Source organism: Flavobacterium cheniae (assembly GCF_004363695.1).
In the GTDB taxonomy this organism is placed as follows: Bacteria; Bacteroidota; Bacteroidia; order Flavobacteriales; family Flavobacteriaceae; genus Flavobacterium; species Flavobacterium cheniae.
Map to the genome: position 1 here is coordinate 157,417 of NZ_SNZC01000003.1, position 15,129 is coordinate 172,545.

17 protein-coding genes are annotated in these 15,129 nt (G+C 33.1%); 8 read left to right on the top strand and 9 right to left on the bottom strand.

Annotated elements, in window-relative coordinates; translation table 11 throughout:
• Nucleotides 1-91 precede the first annotated feature (91 nt).
• Both C8D80_RS09530 and C8D80_RS09535 read right to left on the bottom strand, forming a co-directional pair.
• Entirely contained in the window at nt 92-1,213 is a 1,122-nt protein-coding gene (locus C8D80_RS09530; RefSeq protein WP_133609749.1) for a lipoprotein N-acyltransferase Lnb domain-containing protein, read from the bottom strand.
• Nucleotides 1,214-1,259: 46 nt separating this feature from the next.
• Nucleotides 1,260-2,333, bottom strand: coding sequence for a putative type IX sorting system protein PorV2 (locus C8D80_RS09535; protein ID WP_455423379.1), 1,074 nt, complete (start codon nt 2,331-2,333; stop codon nt 1,260-1,262).
• Between the two features lie 190 nt (nt 2,334-2,523).
• Here C8D80_RS09535 and C8D80_RS09540 point away from each other — a divergent pair, with 190 nt between their 5' ends.
• Both C8D80_RS09540 and C8D80_RS09545 read left to right on the top strand, forming a co-directional pair.
• Entirely contained in the window at nt 2,524-3,267 is a 744-nt protein-coding gene (locus C8D80_RS09540; RefSeq protein ID WP_199757194.1) for a CDP-alcohol phosphatidyltransferase family protein, read from the top strand.
• Complete coding sequence (locus C8D80_RS09545; protein WP_133609753.1) at nt 3,267-4,118, top strand: glycoside hydrolase family 25 protein; 852 nt, start codon at nt 3,267-3,269, stop codon at nt 4,116-4,118. The genes C8D80_RS09540 and C8D80_RS09545 overlap by 1 nt, the downstream gene beginning before the upstream one ends.
• Nucleotides 4,119-4,167: 49 nt before the next feature.
• Here the strand turns inward: C8D80_RS09545 and lptB are convergent, their stop codons facing one another.
• The 4 genes from lptB to C8D80_RS09565 form a co-directional block, all read right to left on the bottom strand.
• Entirely contained in the window at nt 4,168-4,968 is an 801-nt protein-coding gene (gene lptB, locus C8D80_RS09550) for an LPS export ABC transporter ATP-binding protein (RefSeq protein ID WP_133609755.1), read from the bottom strand.
• A gap of 86 nt (nt 4,969-5,054) precedes the next feature.
• Nucleotides 5,055-5,405 carry a carboxymuconolactone decarboxylase family protein gene (locus C8D80_RS09555; RefSeq protein ID WP_026724505.1) on the bottom strand — a complete coding sequence of 117 codons (351 nt, stop codon included), beginning with the start codon at nt 5,403-5,405 and terminating at the stop codon, nt 5,055-5,057.
• A gap of 3 nt (nt 5,406-5,408) precedes the next feature.
• Nucleotides 5,409-6,230 (bottom strand): twin-arginine translocase subunit TatC, encoded by an 822-nt coding sequence (gene tatC, locus C8D80_RS09560; protein WP_242004802.1) that lies wholly within the window; start codon nt 6,228-6,230, stop codon nt 5,409-5,411.
• Nucleotides 6,230-7,195, bottom strand: a complete 966-nt coding sequence (locus C8D80_RS09565) for a KpsF/GutQ family sugar-phosphate isomerase (protein ID WP_133609757.1) — start codon at nt 7,193-7,195, stop codon at nt 6,230-6,232. The genes tatC and C8D80_RS09565 overlap by 1 nt, the downstream gene beginning before the upstream one ends.
• An 85-nt stretch (nt 7,196-7,280) precedes the next feature.
• Between C8D80_RS09565 and recQ the strand changes: the two genes are divergently transcribed.
• Nucleotides 7,281-9,476 (top strand): DNA helicase RecQ, encoded by a 2,196-nt coding sequence (gene recQ / locus C8D80_RS09570; RefSeq protein ID WP_133609759.1) that lies wholly within the window; start codon nt 7,281-7,283, stop codon nt 9,474-9,476.
• Nucleotides 9,477-9,537: 61 nt separating this feature from the next.
• On the opposite strand, the gene C8D80_RS09575 is transcribed toward recQ, so the two are convergent.
• Nucleotides 9,538-9,900, bottom strand: coding sequence for a DUF983 domain-containing protein (locus tag C8D80_RS09575; RefSeq protein ID WP_133609761.1), 363 nt, complete (start codon nt 9,898-9,900; stop codon nt 9,538-9,540).
• A gap of 2 nt (nt 9,901-9,902) precedes the next feature.
• Nucleotides 9,903-10,145, bottom strand: coding sequence for a hypothetical protein (locus C8D80_RS09580; protein WP_133609763.1), 243 nt, complete (start codon nt 10,143-10,145; stop codon nt 9,903-9,905).
• 57 nt (nt 10,146-10,202) lie between these two features.
• Between C8D80_RS09580 and C8D80_RS09585 the strand changes: the two genes are divergently transcribed.
• Together C8D80_RS09585 and C8D80_RS09590 are read left to right on the top strand one after the other, a co-directional pair.
• Nucleotides 10,203-11,249, top strand: a complete 1,047-nt coding sequence (locus C8D80_RS09585; RefSeq protein WP_133609765.1) for a DUF2891 domain-containing protein — start codon at nt 10,203-10,205, stop codon at nt 11,247-11,249.
• Nucleotides 11,250-11,297: 48 nt separating this feature from the next.
• On the top strand, nt 11,298-12,860 hold the full coding sequence (locus C8D80_RS09590) for an NAD(P)/FAD-dependent oxidoreductase (RefSeq protein WP_133609767.1): 1,563 nt from the start codon (nt 11,298-11,300) through the stop codon (nt 12,858-12,860).
• Between the two features lie 50 nt (nt 12,861-12,910).
• Here C8D80_RS09590 and C8D80_RS09595 read toward each other — a convergent pair whose 3' ends face one another.
• Nucleotides 12,911-13,357, bottom strand: coding sequence for a cold-shock protein (locus tag C8D80_RS09595; RefSeq protein WP_133609769.1), 447 nt, complete (start codon nt 13,355-13,357; stop codon nt 12,911-12,913).
• Nucleotides 13,358-13,656: 299 nt separating this feature from the next.
• On the opposite strand from C8D80_RS09595, the gene idi reads away from it, so the two are divergent.
• From idi to C8D80_RS09610, 3 genes are read left to right on the top strand one after another with little or no spacing between them, the layout of a single operon-like run.
• Complete coding sequence (gene idi / locus C8D80_RS09600) at nt 13,657-14,184, top strand: isopentenyl-diphosphate Delta-isomerase (protein WP_133609771.1); 528 nt, start codon at nt 13,657-13,659, stop codon at nt 14,182-14,184.
• Nucleotides 14,185-14,233: 49 nt separating this feature from the next.
• Nucleotides 14,234-14,644 (top strand): 6-pyruvoyl trahydropterin synthase family protein, encoded by a 411-nt coding sequence (locus C8D80_RS09605; protein WP_133609773.1) that lies wholly within the window; start codon nt 14,234-14,236, stop codon nt 14,642-14,644.
• A 2-nt stretch (nt 14,645-14,646) separates the two neighbouring features.
• Entirely contained in the window at nt 14,647-15,099 is a 453-nt protein-coding gene (locus C8D80_RS09610; protein ID WP_133609775.1) for a peroxiredoxin, read from the top strand.
• Nucleotides 15,100-15,129 lie beyond the last annotated feature (30 nt).

Here is a 15,129-nt window from a genome sequence, read left to right on the forward strand (position 1 = left end):
TCCGTCTGTTGTTGGAGTTTGAGAGTATGTAAAGAAAAAATTAATTGATAAAAATCTGTGTATTTCAGCGTTTCGCAACAGCGAATCAGTTTTATCCGCGTGCTGTGCTTGATTTCTTAATCTGCAAAACAATTTTTCCAATCCAATAAAAATGTAAGACAATAAAAGGCCAAACAATTCCTAAATGAATTTTTGTAGTCATATAAGCTAAATACACCAATAACATTGCCAAAATTATTTTTCCAAAAAGCAGTATTTTATCTTTAATCCCTTTTTTAATATACCAAGCAAATACCAATAAAAGAGGATTGAACAATAAAATGTTATAATTCCATAATATCTCTTCATGCAACGAATACAATCCCACCAAAGAGAAGAAAAGCCCTAATAATCCAGCAAAGATGAAGTAGCTAATTTTTATCCATTTCTTGTTTAAAAGTGCTAAAATTAAAAGCACTGTAATTAAAGAATAAACAGAGTTTAACCAGTTAAAAGGAATTTCAGGTTTGGTTACTTGAAGAATTTTTGAATCACTCTTTTCAATTTTATTTCCATTTACTTTTGTAGTTGAAATCGCGTTTTTGAATTCATAAGGTAAAAATAGGCGAGTGGCTGGTTCATCTACTTTTGCTCCAAAAATCAATTGAATTCCTAGTTTCATATAAAAGTCGCTCATATACGGATATAAAATTTCGCGATACGATATCTTTGAACTATCCGATTTGATGTATTCTTTACCTAAAATTCCATTGATTTTATCCACCACCATCGTTGTACAATTTCGGTCAATGAATTTATAGGTGTAATAACGTTCATCACTATAAACGGAATGATTTAATTGTTGGAACAATGTATTGATTTGTGTTGGAGTTAGTGCTAATTCTTGTTCAATTATTTCACGATTTTCCGCTTGATAATTGTAATAGAAATCGATAAAACTACCATTGGTAACAAAATATTGTAAATCGCCTTTTATAAATCTGCCAATGAAATTAGGCGTACTAAAGTCAAAAGCGCCATAATTGTAAACTACATCAATAGCATGAATACTATCTTGAATACGAATACCAGTGTGACCATACATAGCATACGATTCTGGTCCTAAACCACAAGTTAAAATGCTAACTTTTGCTTTTTCAGAAAGTGTAATGTTTTGGGCAAACCCATTAAAAGAAATTAAAATAAGTAAAGCGAAAAGTAGTTTTTTTGTCATTTTATATAAAGTCTTTCTTCTTGTTTCTTTTCTCTTATTTCTGAAATTATCTAAACAATTCCCAATCTACTTTAATGGAAAAAATATTAGAATATAAAGCTGCACTTTGGTCACCTAAATCGGTTAAAGCGTAATCCACTTGAATGCCTTTGTATTTAAATCCTAAACCAATATTCGGTTGAAAACTCAATTTTTTTGAATCATCAATTTGCGTGATTTGCTGAAAATTTCCAACACCAGCTCTCAAGTAAACCAAATCAATGTAACCAAATTCCAATCCAAGTGCAGGATCAATACTCATTGTGTTGGTTGAAATAATATCATTGGTTCGAGTAAATTGCATGTTTAAATTGGTCGCCGCTAACAAACTATAATCATAACGAATAATCCATTTTTTTGACATTCCTAATTGCGCTTTTGGTAGCGTAATCTCACTAGTTTCAGGTAATTCTTGATTTTCACCCGGAATGGCATCTGCAATTTCTTGAAACTTTTCTTCGTCTATGGTCCAAGTATTATAAGTAGTAGTAATATCACGAATCATCAAACCAAATTTCCAATCTTCATCATCACTGATGTACTGAATTCCTAAATCCAATCCAAATCCCCAAGAATTAGCAAAATCACCAATAACTCTTCGGATTACTTTCGCGTTTACTCCGTAATTTAATCCTTCAATAGGTAAACTTCTAGCATAAGAAACAGTTAAGCCATAATCGGCAGTAGAAAAAAGCGAAATTCTGTTGTAGTCGATATTTCCTTCGCTATCAATTAATTGTGTGGTATTTAAAATATCATCAACTCCAAAACGAATTAAGGAAATTCCAACAGCACTTCGGTCGTCAATTGGCATGGCAAAACCAGCATAATCATATTGCGCAATATTGGCAAAGTAATTAGCATGCATCAAAGCAAACTGTTTGTCTTCTAGTTTTAACAATCCAGCAGGATTCCAATAGCCAGAATTCACATCGCCAGTATGAGACACAACAGCATTAGACATTCCTAAAGCAGCAGCGTCAACTCCAATATTCATAAACTCATTTGAATATTTTCGTACGGTTTGCCCATAGGTTGTCCCACAAAAACAAATTAAAAGTAGTAAAATGGTCTTTTTCAATGCCAATTTTTTTACAAAGATGAAATAAATTTCTCAAATAGTAAACTCTAAAAGTATTAACTTATTGTATTACATTTGCTGTAAATTAGGGAAGGCTTGTTTTTAGGTCTTTTTTAGTTGTAATTTTGCAATTCGTTTTAGTTGCAATAACAGCAATAAATTAAGTAAAGAGTTTATAAAGTCACGTTATATGAATATCAAAAAGCACATTCCCAATCTAATCACTTTGCTAAATTTAGCAGCAGGATTGTTAGCCATCATCGCTATTTTTAAAGGCTATTATGATGAAGCGTTTATTTTTGTTTGTTTGGGTATTTTCTTTGATTTTTGGGACGGATTTTTAGCTAGAAAATTCAATGTTGCCGGACCTTTAGGTGTGCAATTAGATTCTTTAGCAGATATGGTGACTTGTGGCGTAGTGCCAGGATTAATGATGTTTGTGTTGTTTCAAAATATTCAAGGAGATTCTACTTCGGTTTATTATTTAACGGAAGAGTATTTTTATATGGGATTTGTACCTTATTTAGGCTTCTTAATTACGTTAGCTTCTTGTTATAGATTGGCAAAATTTAATATCGATACACGCCAAACCGATTCTTTCATTGGATTGCCAACACCTGCAAACGCTTTGGTAATTATGAGTATTCCGATGATTCAATATACAAATGACTCTGAAGTATTAAATTCTATATTGTATAATCCTTACGTGTTATTGTTTATTACAATTTTGAGTTCGTACATCTTAAACGCTGAAATTCCTTTGTTTTCATTGAAAATTAAAGAATTTACTTGGGCGAAATATAAAATGCAAATCTTGTTTTTAATTGGGTCGTTATTATCCTTTTTTATTTTAGGATTCGTGGCTATTCCGTTGATTATCATTAGTTATGTGCTGGTTTCTGTAATCAGTAATAAAATGATAGCGAAGGCGTAATGGCGTCCAAAAGTTACAGACGAAAACCTATTGCAAAACGAAAATCCAATTCGAAAAGTAAATGGATTTTCTACCTGATTTCTTTTGTTTTATTACTATTTGTTGCGATTGGAATTTATAAATTCCGAGATGGTTTCTTGTATTATTTAGGTTTTAAAACCGATAAAAATGTTGAAACTTTATCCAAAGAAGAGCGAAAATTAGCCGATATCCGAATTTATGAAGTATTACACAAACACGATGACAAAGCCATAGGTTTTGATGTGTCGGAATACCAAAGTGAAATCGATTGGGAACAAACCTATCATATTGATGAATCATTTGAATTGTCTTTTGTTTTTATCAGAGCTACAGCTGGAAAAAATAAAACAGACAAAAGATTCAAAGAGAATTGGAAAGCTTCAAAAGAACGAGAACTTATTAGAGGCGCTTACCATTATTATCGTCCTAATGAAAATTCGATTGCTCAAGCTGAAAATTTCATCAAAAATGTAAAACTAGAAAAAGGCGATTTGCCACCTGTTTTGGATATCGAAAAATTACCAAAATCACAATCAATAGATAGTTTAAAAGTAGGATTACGTCGTTGGTTGAAAAAGGTGGAAAAACATTATAAAGTCAAGCCAATTATTTATTCGGGAGAAAGTTATTATACCGATTTCTTAAAAAAAGAATTTTCAGATTATCCGCTTTGGATTGCTAATTACAATTTTTGGCGTAATCATTTAGAAGACGATTGGCTATTTTGGCAATTCACTGAAAAAGCTCAAATTCAAGGTATAGAAGGAATGGTGGATGTGAATGTTTTTAATGGTAATAAAAATAAGCTGTTGTTAAAGTGTATTCACTAATAGAAATGAAATTATATAAAAAAATCCCTCAAATAAGTGAGGGATTTTTTTATTCTTCTTTATTTAAATTCAATTCTCCTTTACCGTGAATGATGGTAGTTTTCGGAGCATCAAAATCAATTTTTGTTTTACGTAATTCGAAGTTTTGTCCAAGGTAAACACGTCTTACCATTTCGTCTGCTACTAATTCTTCTGGTTTTCCAGCCTTTAGAATTCCACCTTCAAACATTAAATACGTTTTATCGGTAATTGCTAAGGTTTCTTGTACGTTGTGGTCAGTAATTAGAATTCCGATGTTTTTATTTTTTAATTGGGCTACAATTCGCTGAATGTCTTCTACTGCAACAGGGTCAACTCCGGCAAACGGTTCGTCTAAAAGAATAAATTTTGGATCAGTTGCTAAAGCGCGCGCAATTTCTGTACGACGACGTTCACCTCCTGAAAGTAAATCACCTCTATTGGTTCTAATATGTTCCAATGCAAATTCGGCAATTAATTCTTCCATTTTAGCTTCTTGTTCCGCTTTTGAAAGAGTGGTTAACTGTAATACACTTAAAATGTTATCTTCGATACTTAATTTTCTAAAAACAGAAGCTTCTTGTGCCAAATAACCAATGCCGTGTTGAGCACGTTTGTACATCGGGAAGTTGGTAATATCCATATCGTCAAGATAGATATTCCCACTATTTGGTTTTACTAAACCTACAATCATGTAGAACGAAGTGGTTTTTCCGGCACCATTTGGACCTAATAAACCCACGATTTCTCCTTGATTTACTTCAACGGAAATTCCTTTTACAACACTTCTTTTTTTATAGGTTTTAACTAAATTTTCTGCTCTTAATTTCATTCTAAGGTTTAAATGTTTAGAAGTTTGATTGTTTAATCGATTTACAAATAAACGAATAAACAATTTAACAATTTATCTTTTAACAATTATTTAGTTTGCTCCTCTAAAGCTTCCCAAAATTCATAAGCTCTTCTTAAATGAGGAATTACAATGGTTCCACCTACTAAAGTGGCAATCCCCATGCTTTCCATCATTTCTTCTTTAGTCACGCCATTTTTATAAGCGGTTTCTAAATGATATTTAATACAATCGTCGCAACGTAAAACCGCTGACGCTACTAAGCCTAAAAGTTCTTTAGTTTTTACATCTAAAGCACCTTCCATGTAAGCATTAGTGTCTACATTAAATATTCTTTTGATAACTTTATTGTTATCTGCTAATAATTTTTCGTTCATTTTCGAACGATAATCGTTGAATTCTTTTACTAAATCTGCCATTTTTTATGCTTTTAATTTTTCTCTTTCTTGACTTTTTACAACTAAAACACTAATCAAAATACTTGCTTCGTATAAAATCATAATTGGGATTGTAACGATAATTTGGCTCAAAACATCTGGTGGTGTAATGACTGCTGCTACAATTAACACGATGACTAAAGTGTATTTTCGGTATTTTCTTAAAAATTCTGGTGTTACCAATCCAATCTTTGTTAAGAAGAAAATGATAATTGGTAATTCAAATAACAATCCGCTTGCAATAGCGGATGTTTTCATCAAACTCATGTAGGAGTCAATATCAATCGAATTACTAATTTCTGGACTCACAATATAACTCGCAAAGAATTGTACTGATAACGGGGCAATTAAATAGTAGCCAAACAATACACCAATAAAAAATAGAATTGAAGAAACAATGATGAACGAAGCGGCATATTTCTTCTCTTTTTCATATAAAGCCGGGCTAATAAATTTCCAAATTTCCCATAAAATAAAGGGGAATGCAAAAATAAATCCTACCGTAATTGAAGTCCACATGTGCATAGAAAATTGCCCACCCATTTCCCTGTTTTGAATAGGGAGATTGATTTCGTTGATACACATTGTGTCTGCCATGTCAAATTGTTTTCCTAAATCGCAAAAGAATTGATAGGTGACAAAGTCGGGACTTTTTGGTCCAAAAATAATTTCATTGAAAATAAAATCGCTAAAAAAGAAAGCTACCACACCGCAAATTAAAATTGCTGCTGAACTTCTTACTAATAACCAACGTAATTCTTCAAGATGGTCTAAAAACGACATCTCTTTTATGTTTTTTTCTGCCATTATACGATTCCTTCTTTTAAAATATCGTGTAGGTGAAGTATTCCTTTGTATTCGTTGTTGTCAACCACTACTAATTGTGTGATTGAATTATTTTCCAAAATATCCAACGCTTCTGAAACTAAAATACCAGAATTAATATTTTTTGGATTTTTAGTCATAATATCTTGCGCTGTTAAATCGGTAAAAGTATCACGGTTGTTCAACATTCTACGAATATCGCCATCAGTTACAATTCCTACTACTTGATTGTTTTCAATAACCGCTGTTACACCCAAACGTTTTTCTGAAATTTCCATGATTACTTTTTTGATAGAGGCATCCGGAGTAACCATTGGTTTGTGAGTAGTATCTAACATGTCTTTCACACGAAGTAATAATTTTTTTCCTAAAGCTCCACCTGGATGATATACGGCAAAATCTTCACTTTTAAAGTTGCGCATTTCCATTAAGCAAACAGCTAAAGCATCTCCTAATACTAATTGAGCTGTAGTACTATTTGTCGGTGCTAAGTTGTTTGGACAAGCTTCACTTTCAACATAAGCATGTAAAATATAGTGTGATTCTTTTCCTAAGTACGAATTTTTATCTGCTGTCATTCCAATTAAGGTATTGCCAAAACGTTTTAATAACGGAGCCAATACTTTAATTTCTGGACTATTGCCGCTTTTTGAAATACAAATGATAATATCTTCTGGTTGTACCATTCCTAAATCACCATGAACGGCTTCTGCTGCATGTAAAAACATAGAAGGTGTTCCCGTCGAATTTAAAGTGGCTACAATCTTTTGAGCGATTAAAGCGCTTTTGCCAATTCCAGTTACTACCAATCTTCCTTTGGTGTTATAGATTTCGGTAACACTTTTGGCAAAGTCTTCATCTAAGTAATTTACAAGATCTGCGATGCTTTTACTTTCGGAAAGTAAAGTTCGTTTTGCGGTAGCTAAAATCGTTTCAGTTGTGCTCAAAATAGAAAAATTAAAAAATTTGTATGTGTAAAAGAAAGTCGTATCTTTATGTTTGCAAATTTAGGTAAAATCATATTAATAGAGAATGAATCCACACGAAATTGATTTACATAAAGAATTAAAGAAATATTTTGGTTTTAACCAATTCAAAGGACTTCAAGAACAAGTAGTTAAAAGTATCATTACAGGGAATAATACCTTTGTGATTATGCCTACTGGTGGAGGAAAGTCACTTTGTTATCAGTTGCCAGCATTGGTATTAGATGGAACCGCGATTGTGGTTTCTCCGCTGATTGCCTTAATGAAAAACCAAGTAGATGCCATTCGAAGCTTAAGTTCTGAACAAGGAATAGCGCACGTATTAAACTCTTCTTTAAATAAAACTGAGATTGCCAAAGTAAAAAAAGACATTACTTCGGGCATCACTAAACTATTATATGTAGCACCAGAATCCTTAACTAAGGAAGAATATATTGAATTTTTAAATAGTGTTCCAATTTCTTTCGTAGCGATTGATGAGGCACATTGTATTTCAGAATGGGGACATGATTTCCGTCCTGAATATCGTAACTTAAGAAATATTGTTCGTCTTTTAGGCGATGTACCGATGATTGGTTTAACGGCAACGGCAACTCCAAAAGTACAGGAAGATATCTTAAAAAACTTGGATATGCCTGATGCGAATACCTTTAAAGCATCGTTCAACCGACCTAATTTATATTACGAAGTACGTACCAAAACTAAAAATATCGAATCGGATATTATTCGATTCATCAAACAACATAAAGGAAAATCAGGTGTTATTTACTGTTTGAGTCGTAAAAAAGTGGAAGAAATTGCACAAGTTTTACAAGTCAATGGTGTAAGTGCTGTTCCTTATCATGCGGGTTTAGATGCTAAAACACGTGCTAAACATCAAGACATGTTCTTAATGGAAGATGTGGAAGTTGTAGTAGCAACCATCGCTTTTGGTATGGGAATCGACAAACCAGACGTTCGTTTTGTAATTCACCACGATATTCCAAAATCATTAGAAAGTTACTACCAAGAAACAGGTCGTGCTGGTCGTGATGGTGGCGAAGGACATTGTTTGGCGTATTATTCGTATAAAGACATTGAAAAATTAGAAAAATTCCTTTCTGGAAAACCAGTTGCCGAACAAGAAATTGGTTTTGCGTTGTTACAAGAAGTGGTAGCTTATGCCGAAACTTCGATGTCACGTCGTAAATTCTTATTACATTATTTCGGTGAAGAATTCGATGATGTTAATGGAGATGGCGCCGATATGGATGACAATGTTCGCAATCCGAAAAAGAAAGTCGAAGCACAAGACCAAGTGGTTACTTTGTTAAAAGTAGTTCGCGATACCAAACAATTGTTCAAATCGAAAGAAGTAGTTTTAGCACTTGTAGGTAAAGTCAATGCGATTATTAAAGCACAAAAAATTGATACGCAACCTTATTTTGGAAGTGGTGCTGATTTTGATGAGAAATATTGGATGGCTTTAATTCGTCAGGTTTTAGTAGATGGATTATTGACAAAAGATATTGAAACCTATGGTGTGTTGAAAATGTCAGAAAAAGGAGAAGCGTTTATTAAAAAACCAGTTTCTTTTATGATGTCGGAAGACCATGAATACAATGAAGAAGAAGATGAAGCAATTGTAACGGCAGCAAAATCTACAGGAACAGCTGATGAAGCGTTAATGAGTATGTTGCGCGATTTACGCAAGAAAGAAGCTAAAAAGTTAGGCGTTCCACCATTTGTTATTTTCCAAGATCCTTCTTTGGAAGATATGGCATTAAAATATCCTATTTCAATTGATGAATTGAGTAATGTTCATGGAGTAGGAGAAGGAAAAGCTAAAAAATACGGAAAACCTTTTATTGATCTAATCAATAGATATGTTGAAGATAACGATATTATTCGTCCTGATGATTTGGTGGTAAAATCTACTGGAGCCAATTCAGGTTTGAAGTTGTATATTATTCAAAACGTAGACAGAAAGCTAGCTTTAGACGATATTGCCAAGGCAAAAGGTTTAGACATGGATGGTTTGTTGAAAGAAATGGAACAAATCGTTTATTCAGGAACAAAATTAAATATAAGATATTGGATTGACGAAATCTTAGATGAAGACCAACAAGAAGAGATTCATGATTATTTCATGGATTCCGAATCCGATAATATTAAAGACGCTTTAAAAGAATTTGATGGCGATTACGATATCGAAGAACTTCGTTTAATGCGTATTAAGTTTATTAGTGAAGTAGCGAATTAGTATTAGATTCCAAAAAATAAAAATCCAAACTCCATTTAAAAAAGAGTTTGGATTTTCTTTTTTACACCGAATAATCCTTAAACATATAAATCCAAATAATTCGCGATAGTTTGATGTTGACTAAGGTTAAACTTAAAATCACAACTCCAATTATTGGGATAATTCTCAAATCGAAAGTTTCTTCAAAAAACGGCATGCAGATAAAATAAGTTATTAAGGCTTCTGCCACTCCAAGTCCGTAACTAACAAACATAGCGCCAAAGAAAAAGCCAGGTTCTTTTTCAAATTTCGTACCGCAATTAGAGCAATTTTCATGCATTTTTGGGAAACTAAAACTAAAATGCAACAATCTTTTTTCAAAAATCTTTCCTTTGTTGCAATTTGGACATTTGTTTCCAAACATGCTTATAATGGTTGTGATCATATTTAATTTGCTGTGTAAACTTCTCCTCGGTGTGGTTTTAAAATGTCTCTAAAGATAATCATGTCTTTTTCTTCTACCACAATGAAAGCAATTGCGTGCATTTCATTAATGATTTCAAATCCCGTTTTTTCTAACGTTATTTTTTCCTCAACTAAATATTCTTTTAAATGAATATCGTGATGCTCTGCTGTTTTAGCAGCTGCTTCTCCTCTAAAATCCCAAATTAGTTTTATTTTTCTAGACATTGTAATTAACTATTTTTCAAAGGTAAGTTTTTACTAAATTTGAAAAAACTATTTGTTATGAAAAGTGTACTTTTTTTTCTGGTTAGTAGTATTGCTCTCTCGCAAAATTTGACAATTGAACAAGCCAATCATTTGGCGAGTTTGCCTGTAAAATGCTTACAACAAGAATATCCCAATAAACTAAATCAACTTTTACTGAATGAAACCGAATTACTTTCTCCAAAAGTATTACATCCTGCTTTTTATGGTTGTTTTGATTGGCATTCTTCGGTACATGGACATTGGAGTTTAGTGTATTTGTTATCTAATTTCAAAGATATTAAAGATGCAGCACTCATTATAGAGAAGCTTAAAATTAATCTTTCCAAAGAAAATATTGATAAGGAAATTGCCTATTTTGAAAAAACGCATGAAAAATCTTTTGAAAGAACCTATGGATGGAATTGGCTATTAAAATTACAACATGAATTAGAAATTTCAAATGATTCGTATGCAAAAGAATTGGCTGACAATCTGCGTCCTTTGACGGATTTAATTATCAAACGTTATATCGAATTTTTACCAAAACTTTTATACCCTATTCGTGTTGGAACACATTCTAATACTGCTTTTGGACTAACAAATGCTTGGGATTATGCTGTTTTTTCTGGTAATATTGCTTTGCAAAACAGTATTAAAGAAAATGCTAAACGTATGTTTTTAAAAGATGAAAATTGTCCTTTTAATTGGGAGCCAAGCGGTACTGATTTTCTTTCACCATGCATGGAAGAAGTAGCCATAATGCAACGAATTCTTCCTCAAAATGAGTTTATTCCATGGATTAAAAAATTTGCGCCTCAATTATTCTCTAAAAAATGGAAATGGGATGTCGCAAAAGTGTCAGATAGAACCGATGGACATTTAGTACATTTAGATGGACTTAATTTTAGTAGAGCTTGGAATTTGTATGATTTGATTCAACAATATCCAAAACAATTTTCTCACTTGAAACCAATGGCAGATGCTCATTTGTCTTTTTCATTACCTTCCATTGTGGATGGAAATTATGAAGGTGAACATTGGTTGGCTTCATTTGCTTTGCGAGCATTTGCATCTAAAAAATAGTTTCAAATGATTACTTTTGCAAAATAATTCATTTTTTAAAACCAATTTATGCCACGCGAATTTCAATTTCAAGTTTCACCCGAAGTAGCGGCAAACGAAAGTTTGTTAGCCCAACATGTTGCAAAGTTATTTCAGGTTAGCCCAAAAGAAATTCAAAAAGTGGATGTTTTAAAACGTTCTATCGATGCGCGTCAGAAAGCCATTAAAATGAATATTAAGGCGAATATTTTTTTGGTTGGTGAAGAATATAAAGCGCAAAAAATAGAATTACCTGATTACCCAAATGTTGCCAATAAACAAGAAGTAATTGTAGTAGGAGCAGGTCCAGCTGGATTATTTGCTGCTTTACAATTAATCGAATTAGGTTTAAAACCTATCGTTTTAGAACGAGGAAAAGATGTTCGTGGTCGTCGTCGCGATTTAAAAGCGATTAATGTAGATCATATCGTAAACGAAGATTCCAATTATTGTTTTGGCGAAGGTGGAGCAGGAACATATTCGGATGGAAAATTATATACACGTTCTAAAAAACGTGGCGATATTGATAGGATTTTAGCCCTTTTAGTTGGTTTTGGAGCTACGCCAGATATTATGGTAGAAGCACATCCGCACATTGGGACCAATAAATTACCTCAAATTATTCAAGATATTCGAGAGAAAATCATCGAATGTGGTGGGCAAGTATTGTTTGAAACTCGTGTGACTGATTTTGTAATCAAAAACAACGAAATGCAAGGTGTTGTGGTTCAAAATGGTGATGTGATTTCGGCTAATAAAGTCATTTTAGCAACCGGACATTCCGCTCGTGATATTTTCGAATTGTTACATAAAAAAGGTGTTCATATTGAAGCGAAGCCTTTCGCATTAGGTGTTCGAGCAGAACATCCACAGGAATTGATTGACCAAATTCAATATTCGTGTGATTTTAGAGGCGATTATTTACCGCCAGCACCTTATTCGATTGTAAAACAAGTGAATGGTCGTGGTATGTATTCGTTTTGTATGTGTCCCGGAGGTGTAATTGCGCCTTGTGCTACAGCTCCTGGCGAAGTAGTTACGAATGGTTGGTCGCCTTCAAAACGTGATCAAGCAACAGCAAATTCTGGAATTGTAGTGGAGTTAAAATTAGAAGATTTCAAGCCTTATGAAAAGTTCGGGCCTTTAGCTGGAATGGAATTTCAAAAAGCCATCGAACAAAAAGCATGGCATTTGGCTGGAGAAACTCAAAAAGTTCCAGCGCAAAGAATGATTGATTTTACTCAAAATAAAGTATCTAAAGACATTCCAAAAACGTCTTATGTTCCTGGGACTACTTCGGTAGAAATGGGACAAGTTTTTCCTGGATTTTTATCGCAAATTATGCGCGAAGGTTTTGTGCAATTCGGAAAAGCCATGAAAGGTTACATGACTAACGAAGCTATTTTACATGCGCCAGAAAGTAGAACATCATCTCCAGTTAGAATTCCAAGAGATAATTTTTCATTGGAACACGTTCAAATCAAAGGCTTGTATCCGTGTGGAGAAGGTGCAGGTTATGCAGGTGGTATTATTTCCGCAGCGATTGATGGTGAAAAGTGTGCGTTGAAGATTGCGGAGAGTTTATCGAAATAAAAAAATCACAGCTTGCACTGTGATTTTGATTTTTGGGATAAAAAGGGGAATTATATTTTTTTAACGTTTACAGCATTCATGCCTTTAGCGCCTTTTTCTAAATCGTAAGTTACTAAGTTACCTTCTTTTACATCATCTAGTAAACCACTAATGTGTACAAAGTATTTTTCTCCTGTTTCAACAGCTTTAATGAAACCAAAACCTTTAGAATCATTGAAAAAATCGATTGTTCCTCTGCGTTCCGTTGGTGCTTCATCTTCCTCAGTTCTTCTTGAAGTACCAATTTCGATGCTTTCTACATCAACAATAATTTTTTTAGATGGATCTGGAGGTGTGCTGGTTAAGTGACCATTCTCGTCTACATACACATATAAATCTTCTCCCGATAATTTAGGGTTTGATTTACGTGCTTCTTTTTTCTCTTGTTTCTCTTTTCGTTTTTTAGCACGAAGTTTTTCTTGTTCTTTTTTGTTAAAGGTTTCCTGCGGTCTAGCCATTAAATTTTAAATAATTTAAATTAATATTTGTTTTAAAGTAAAAGGATAAAAACACACAAGCGAAATAAACAAGAAATTTATAAAGTACTTTTATTCAAAGTATTGCGAGAAGAAATTATTATCATTACCAATGTGACAAAGGTAGTGAAAAAAACGTTCACTTCTATAAAACCCGCCAATTTTAAGTTTCGATTGCTCTTTTTACTTTGGAATTCAACACAAGTTAAACTTATCACAAACTCAAAAACTAGTTTCCAATCCTTTCTTTTTTTGTATTTTTGACAAGCATTACAAATCCTATGATAGAAGAACAAGTAATATTAGTCAACGAACAAGACGAGCCTATTGGGCTGATGAATAAAATGGAAGCCCATGAAAAAGCAGTTTTACATAGAGCTTTTTCGGTGTTTATTTTGAATGATAAAAATGAAGTGATGTTGCAACAACGCGCGCATCACAAATACCATTCACCACTTTTGTGGACTAATACTTGTTGCAGTCATCAACGCGCTGGCGAAACCAATATTGAAGCTGGAAAACGCCGTTTGTTTGAAGAAATGGGTTTTAAAGCAGAGTTAAAAGAACTATTTCATTTCATATACAAAGCACCTTTTGATAATGGCTTAACCGAACACGAATTGGATCATGTGATGATTGGCTATTACAACGGAGAACCTGTTATTAATGATGATGAAGTTGAAAGCTGGAAATGGATGACCATTGAAGCGATAAAAGAAGATATGATTTTAAATCCAGAGGCTTATACCGTTTGGTTTAAGATTATATTTGATGAGTTTTATCATTATCTAGAAGAACATAAATTATAAATTTCCAAACCACTAATTCTGAATTCAAATTTCTAAATTCTAAATTGCCATGAGAGTAACTGTTTCAAGAAAAGCCCATTTTAATGCTGCGCATCGTTTGTATCGCAAGGATTGGTCAATGGAAAAAAATCAGGAAGTGTTTGGAAAATGTAATAATCCTAACTTTCATGGACATAATTACGAATTGATTGTTTCGGTAACTGGTGAAGTGGATATGGAAACGGGTTATGTAATTGATACTAAAATTTTATCCGATTTAATCAAAGAACATATTGAAGAAGCATTTGATCATAAAAACTTGAATGAAGATGTTCCTGAGTTCAAGGATTTGAATCCGACAGCCGAGCACATTGCTTATATTATTTGGAACAAACTTCGCGTTTTGATAGCTTCTGATAAAGAATTAGAAATTACCTTGTACGAAACTCCGAGAAACTTTGTAACTTATAAAGGAAACTAATTATGGCAATTCAAATTGGAGATAAATTACCAAGTTTTAAAGCGGCTAAACAAGATGGAACTGCTTTTGAAAGTGCTTCTATTCAACATAAACCAGTTGTAATTTACTTTTACCCAAAAGATTTTACGCCAGGTTGCACTACTCAAGCTTGTAGTTTTAGAGATGCGTATCAAGATTTTCAAGATTTGGGTGCCGAAGTTATTGGCGTAAGTGGTGATTCGGCTACTTCGCATCAAAACTTTCAACAAAAATATAAACTTCCTTTTATTTTACTTTCTGATGCTGATAGAAAACTGCGTCGTTTATTTGGCGTTCCAACCGCACTTTTCGGATTGTTACCAGGACGTGTAACTTATGTTTTTGACGCTAAAGGATATTGTATTTATATTTTTGATAGCATCAGTGCTAAAAATCATATTACAAAGGCTTTAGACGCTATCAAAAAGTCAAAATAAAATATTTTTTCACAAAGTAAGACTTCCAAT

Excerpts from the sequence above, each read along its gene's own strand:
- C8D80_RS09585 (WP_133609765.1), top strand. The coding sequence starts at position 10,203 with ATGAAAAGTGTACTTTTTTTTCTGGTTAGTAGTATTGCTCTCTCGCAA.
- C8D80_RS09605 (WP_133609773.1), top strand. The coding sequence starts at position 14,234 with ATGAGAGTAACTGTTTCAAGAAAAGCCCATTTTAATGCTGCGCATCGT.
- idi (WP_133609771.1), top strand. The coding sequence starts at position 13,657 with ATGATAGAAGAACAAGTAATATTAGTCAACGAACAAGACGAGCCTATT.
- C8D80_RS09575 (WP_133609761.1), bottom strand. The coding sequence starts at position 9,900 with ATGATCACAACCATTATAAGCATGTTTGGAAACAAATGTCCAAATTGC.
- tatC (WP_242004802.1), bottom strand. The coding sequence starts at position 6,230 with ATGGCAGAAAAAAACATAAAAGAGATGTCGTTTTTAGACCATCTTGAA.
- recQ (WP_133609759.1), top strand. The coding sequence starts at position 7,281 with ATGAATCCACACGAAATTGATTTACATAAAGAATTAAAGAAATATTTT.
- lptB (WP_133609755.1), bottom strand. The coding sequence starts at position 4,968 with ATGAAATTAAGAGCAGAAAATTTAGTTAAAACCTATAAAAAAAGAAGT.
- C8D80_RS09530 (WP_133609749.1), bottom strand. The coding sequence starts at position 1,213 with ATGACAAAAAAACTACTTTTCGCTTTACTTATTTTAATTTCTTTTAAT.
- C8D80_RS09610 (WP_133609775.1), top strand. The coding sequence starts at position 14,647 with ATGGCAATTCAAATTGGAGATAAATTACCAAGTTTTAAAGCGGCTAAA.
- C8D80_RS09545 (WP_133609753.1), top strand. The coding sequence starts at position 3,267 with ATGGCGTCCAAAAGTTACAGACGAAAACCTATTGCAAAACGAAAATCC.
- C8D80_RS09555 (WP_026724505.1), bottom strand. The coding sequence starts at position 5,405 with ATGGCAGATTTAGTAAAAGAATTCAACGATTATCGTTCGAAAATGAAC.
- C8D80_RS09595 (WP_133609769.1), bottom strand. The coding sequence starts at position 13,357 with ATGGCTAGACCGCAGGAAACCTTTAACAAAAAAGAACAAGAAAAACTT.
- C8D80_RS09580 (WP_133609763.1), bottom strand. The coding sequence starts at position 10,145 with ATGTCTAGAAAAATAAAACTAATTTGGGATTTTAGAGGAGAAGCAGCT.
- C8D80_RS09590 (WP_133609767.1), top strand. The coding sequence starts at position 11,298 with ATGCCACGCGAATTTCAATTTCAAGTTTCACCCGAAGTAGCGGCAAAC.
- C8D80_RS09540 (WP_199757194.1), top strand. The coding sequence starts at position 2,524 with ATGAATATCAAAAAGCACATTCCCAATCTAATCACTTTGCTAAATTTA.